Source organism: Chamaesiphon sp. VAR_69_metabat_338 (assembly GCF_031423935.1).
GTDB lineage: Bacteria > Cyanobacteriota > Cyanobacteriia > Cyanobacteriales > Chamaesiphonaceae > Chamaesiphon.
In genome coordinates, this window is record NZ_JANPGM010000083.1 from 1 (window position 1) to 4,684 (window position 4,684).

Genomic DNA, 4,684 nt, shown 5'->3' on the forward strand with positions numbered 1-4,684 from the left:
AGCCAAAACACCTTCCGCCTAAATTTGCCCCCGCTCCCCGCCCCCGCTCCCCGCTCCATGCGTTACATCCTCTTTTACAAACCCTACGGTGTCCTGAGTCAATTCACCGACGAAAATGGCCGACAGACACTCAAGGACTATATTCCCGTACCGGATGTGTATCCCGTTGGGAGATTGGATTGGGATAGCGAGGGGTTGGTACTCTTGACAGATGATGGGCGATTGCAACATCGCCTCAGCGATCCCCAGTACGGACATCCGCGCACGTATTGGGTACAGGTAGAGAAGATTCCCGACGAGCTGGCATTGGAGCGGCTAGCCACTGGGGTCGAAATTCAAAAATATCAAACAAAACCCGCCCGCGTCAGTTTACTCTCGCTCGAACCGCCACTCCCGCCCAGAGATCCACCCATTCGCGATCGTCAACATATTCCCACTGCCTGGTTAGAATTGACCCTCACTGAAGGCAAAAATCGCCAAGTCCGGCGAATGACTGCCGCTGTCGGCTTTCCCACATTAAGATTGGTACGCGTCTCGATCGGGCTACTATCCCTCAACGGTTTATCATTAGGATCTTGGCGAGATCTCACCAGTACAGAGGTGAAAGCCTTGAAAAGAAAATAAGCAAGCATCTCGCACAGATCGAATTGGCATTCCGAGTAGAAGATAGTGGCTATGCAGGCAATCAAACCGAATCAACTCTCAATCGCCAATAGAGCGATTTTAGTTGTCATGCTCATCGCGCTTGTGGTTTTGGTGCAGTCATGTGGAGTACATAACAAACGTGGGGCAGCTACACCCGATCGATTAGTCGAACAATACTCGATCGGTTTAGAGACTAAAAATGAGAAGTTGATTATACAGTTAACTCCAGAAACTGCCGATTTTACTAGCCAAGCCAAAACTAAAATCCGTAAATTTGGTGGTCGGAAGCTTCAAGATCGCCAAGTTATTTACACCAAGCTAACACCCTTCTTGTGGAATGCCAGTATTCGCGGTATTTATCTCGATCGCGATGGTACTAAGCAAAAAGTTGAAGACTCGATCGAGCTAAAATATCTGAGCAAAGGCGAACTAAAATTATATGCCGGACGTTGGTATTTATTTTTATAAGATTGGCAATAGTTAAAATAATTGAGAATTGAGAATTGATAACTAAACATCTGTCCGTGAAAATACACCAATTACAGATCGCATAAAAATAGGAGCTTTAAACCATTGCTAATCGTTAAATTTTAATGTCTCTACACAGATTTTTCGATCGCCATTTCTAAAAATCTATGCATCGTCGGTGAATCATCTTGCTGCCGCCAGACGATCGCGATCGTCGCTAGTTTTTCGGCACCTACCGCGCCAGCAATCGGCCTATAAACTACGCCTTGACGTTGTGCCTCTTGAATCGAAGCTGGTAAGATCGACACGCCCATATTTGCCGATACTAAACTGACGATCGTTTGCATTTGGATGCATTCTTGCACCACCTGGGGACTGAATCCCGCAGCCTGACAAATGGTAATAATCGGATCGTATAATCCCGGCGCGAGTTCGCGCGGAAACAGAATAAAAGGTTCGCTGGCGAGTACTGCTAGATCGATGCCCACATCGGGAGGCTCTACCAACGATGCTGCTGCCAAATGAAGATCGCTCGGCAAAGCCACAACTAAAGATTCTTGGAAAATTACTTGAGTGGCAAAACTTGGCTCGACAATTGGCGGACGGATTAAACCGATATCGATTCTACCTTCCCGCAGCCAAATTAATTGCCGATCTGTAGTTAATTCGTGCAACTCAATCCGGACGTCAGGATAACGATCTCTAAACTGTTGAAGGATCGTTGGCAAGATATTATAAGTCGCCGAGCCAACAAATCCGATCGAAATTTGACCGAGTTCGCCACGACTAGTTTTACTCCCAATATCGATCGCTCGATCGAGTTGTTGCAAAATTCGATCTACTTCACTCAAAAATGCCTGCCCTGCTGGTGTTAATACGACCGATCTTTTAGTGCGTTTAAATAAATCGAATCCTAATTCTGCCTCTAAATCTTGAATTTGTTTGGTTAATGGCGGTTGCGAGATATGCAATTTTTCTGCCGCTCGTCCAAAGTGCAACTCAGTCGCAACCGCCCTAAAATAACGTAAATGACGCAGCTCCATGAGATTTTCAGCGATCGCTACTAGATTCTTAATTCTAGCCGCATAATCGATCGTGAATAGAGATTCTATCTCCGCACTATGAAACCACGATTTCCGAAGCGATCGCTACTTACTATGAGAGAAACGATCTCCAGTCGATCGATGCGAACCATACCTACGCGTATACACTTGTGTGAATTCTGCCCCGAATAACATGATTTGGACAGAATAGTAGATCCAAGCCAAAACCGTAACTACAGATCCAGCAGCACCATACGCCGATCCAAAACTACCATTACCTAAATAAAATCCGAGTAACTCTTTGCCAATACTAAATAAGATCGAAGTGAACAAAGCACCCACCAAAACATCTCGCCATGCAATCTTAATATCTGGCAGGTACTTATAAATCAGCGCGAATAGCATGGTAAATACCCCCAATGAAATGAAAATATTCACTAATTTCCACAAACTTTCTAACGCTGGAAATAAATGATTGGTAAACGCGCTCAATGCGGCTAACCCCGCACTGACTATTAAAGAAACCATCAAAATAAACCCGATCGTAATTACCATCGCAAACGAAAAAATTCGCTTGCGAACTACCGCTTTAACTCCCGCTTGTGGCGATTCATCCACATTCCAAACCGCATTGAGCGAATCTTGAAGTTGAATAAAAACACCAGACGCCCCAAATATTAAAGCCAGCGTACTAATTATCGACGGCACAATTCCATTGCTCTCAGAATTTTGAGTATTCGCCAGAGCCGTCTGTACCACCTCTGCACCCGCTTTACCCAGCAATCCCTGGATTTGGGCGACAACCTCCCCGCGCGCGGCTTCTTGCCCAAATACCGCCCCAGCCACAGCCACCGCAATCACCAATAAAGGCGCGATCGAAAATAATGTATAGTATGCCAGCGCCGCCGCCATGCGATCGACTTTATCTTTTTGCCACTCCGCGACAGTTTCCTTCAACAGGCTCCAGACTTTTCTCCAACTCATTTGTCGATCGATGATAATTTATCATCCATTTTTAGCAGGTGTTCCCAGATTTACCCTCTCTCTAGCGGATGAAGTCTCGATCGATCCGGGTAATGTAAAAGAGGTAGATGATGTGTGCGATTCGATCTGTACTCGATCGAGATGATAATCGGTTAAAATATTGGTAGGAATCAATTACATCGTGAGAGATCGATGATGAATCAAGCCCTGTTACCCCCAAAAAATGCCGATCGACAGCTTGTATACTCTGGGATAGATTGGCAGCAATTTAAGTTAATTCAAGCTGGCTTTGCCGAGGCTCCAGGTATTCGGCTAGCATATTTTAATGGAACGATCGAGATTCTAATGCCAGGAAGAACTCACGAATTGTTTAAAAGCATCATTGGAATGCTAATTGAGTTATTTTGTTTGGAAATGGCGATCGAATTTGAACCAACAGGTTCCATGACTCAGGAGCGAGAGGGCGAAGTTTCACTCGAAGCCGATGAATCTTACTGTTTTAGCATCTCTAAATCTATTCCCGATCTGGCAATTGAAGTAGTCTTAACCATTGGTGGTATGGATAAACTTCAGCGATATCAAATCTTGGGAATCTCGGAAGTCTGGTTTTGGCAAGATGGGGTATTTAGTCTCTATCGCTTGCGAAATGGCAAGTACGATCTCATTACCCGTAGTGAAATCCCCGAACTTACTTCACTAGATATCGATTTGCTCACGCGCTGTGTTTTAATGGCAGAAACTTCTCGATTGAATGCAGCTAATGAATTTCGTAAGGCGATTCGATCGGCGTAACGATCGATCCTATACTGTTGGCACACTTTTACCAATCCGTACTAATTTCTGAGCATATAATTCTCGATCGAGTTGAGCTTCTATTTCTGCTAGTTCTCGATTAAACTCGGCAATTTCTCTACGAGTTTGGCGAAGATTAGCGATCGATCTTTCGCGAGTAGCGATATCTGGTATCTGTGGACTATTCATTTAAGGAAGTCTCCAAGTTAAGAGGATTTCTTCGATGCTACGCTCCCAAGCCGGAATTCTGGTTTCGATCCGTTCTTTAGAATCCAGTACCAGTTTGGCTAGAGCGGCAGATATTTCTGGTTGAGCGGTGGCTACTTTCAATTGTAAACTACTGAATCGAGAGAAGGCATCGCTCGCTTCTTGAGCAACGGTTTTGAGTTCGGTGAGGACTACTAATGTTTCTTCTACTTCGCCAAACCTTGTAAATAGCTGCCATTCAGTTTTGGTAGCAAGGTTGACGATCGATAGGCATTGAGCTTTAATAATCGCGATACTAGCAGCCGTGTTTGAGGGTAGTGTTGCCAAGAGCAGTTCTGAGCTGAGATGTTGTATCTGTATTTTACAATATGGGTCGAACATCCATTCACAATTCATCCATCAACAATCGATCGAACATCATCATCCCAAATTATCACAATCGATCCTAGTGAGGATGGGCGGGTTCGTTTGAGATAGATCGAATTTAGCGATAATTATTTGCATAAACCCGCCCCTACAGATCCTATATTTGATGGTCGATCGGG

At 44.7% G+C, this 4,684-nt stretch carries 7 protein-coding genes; 3 read left to right on the plus strand and 4 right to left on the minus strand.

Going from position 1 to position 4,684, the window contains the following annotated elements; translation table 11 throughout:
- Positions 1-57: 57 nt before the first annotated feature.
- Entirely contained in the window at positions 58-624 is a 567-nt protein-coding gene (locus tag RMO84_RS02505; RefSeq protein WP_310486884.1) for a pseudouridine synthase, read from the plus strand.
- A gap of 51 nt (positions 625-675) precedes the next feature.
- On the plus strand, positions 676-1,113 hold the full coding sequence (locus RMO84_RS02510) for a hypothetical protein (protein WP_310486878.1): 438 nt from the start codon (positions 676-678) through the stop codon (positions 1,111-1,113).
- Positions 1,114-1,244: 131 nt separating this feature from the next.
- On the opposite strand, the gene RMO84_RS02515 is transcribed toward RMO84_RS02510, so the two are convergent.
- Both RMO84_RS02515 and RMO84_RS02520 read right to left on the minus strand, forming a co-directional pair.
- Positions 1,245-2,156: a LysR substrate-binding domain-containing protein gene (locus RMO84_RS02515; protein ID WP_310486879.1), complete on the minus strand. Its 912-nt coding sequence runs from the start codon at positions 2,154-2,156 to the stop codon at positions 1,245-1,247.
- 105 nt (positions 2,157-2,261) lie between these two features.
- Complete coding sequence (locus tag RMO84_RS02520) at positions 2,262-3,140, minus strand: YihY/virulence factor BrkB family protein (protein WP_310486880.1); 879 nt, start codon at positions 3,138-3,140, stop codon at positions 2,262-2,264.
- A gap of 195 nt (positions 3,141-3,335) precedes the next feature.
- Between RMO84_RS02520 and RMO84_RS02525 the strand changes: the two genes are divergently transcribed.
- Complete coding sequence (locus RMO84_RS02525; protein WP_396135750.1) at positions 3,336-3,932, plus strand: Uma2 family endonuclease; 597 nt, start codon at positions 3,336-3,338, stop codon at positions 3,930-3,932.
- A 9-nt stretch (positions 3,933-3,941) separates the two neighbouring features.
- Here the strand turns inward: RMO84_RS02525 and RMO84_RS02530 are convergent, their stop codons facing one another.
- Complete coding sequence (locus RMO84_RS02530) at positions 3,942-4,121, minus strand: hypothetical protein (RefSeq protein WP_310486882.1); 180 nt, start codon at positions 4,119-4,121, stop codon at positions 3,942-3,944.
- Positions 4,122-4,466 carry a hypothetical protein gene (locus tag RMO84_RS02535; protein WP_310486883.1) on the minus strand — a complete coding sequence of 115 codons (345 nt, stop codon included), beginning with the start codon at positions 4,464-4,466 and terminating at the stop codon, positions 4,122-4,124.
- Positions 4,467-4,684 lie beyond the last annotated feature (218 nt).

Coding starts and splice junctions, on each gene's coding strand:
- RMO84_RS02530 (WP_310486882.1), bottom strand. CDS start 4,121: ATGAATAGTCCACAGATACCAGATATCGCTACTCGCGAAAGATCGATC.
- RMO84_RS02520 (WP_310486880.1), bottom strand. CDS start 3,140: ATGAGTTGGAGAAAAGTCTGGAGCCTGTTGAAGGAAACTGTCGCGGAG.
- RMO84_RS02510 (WP_310486878.1), top strand. CDS start 676: ATGCAGGCAATCAAACCGAATCAACTCTCAATCGCCAATAGAGCGATT.
- RMO84_RS02525 (WP_396135750.1), top strand. CDS start 3,336: ATGAATCAAGCCCTGTTACCCCCAAAAAATGCCGATCGACAGCTTGTA.
- RMO84_RS02515 (WP_310486879.1), bottom strand. CDS start 2,156: ATGGAGCTGCGTCATTTACGTTATTTTAGGGCGGTTGCGACTGAGTTG.
- RMO84_RS02505 (WP_310486884.1), top strand. CDS start 58: ATGCGTTACATCCTCTTTTACAAACCCTACGGTGTCCTGAGTCAATTC.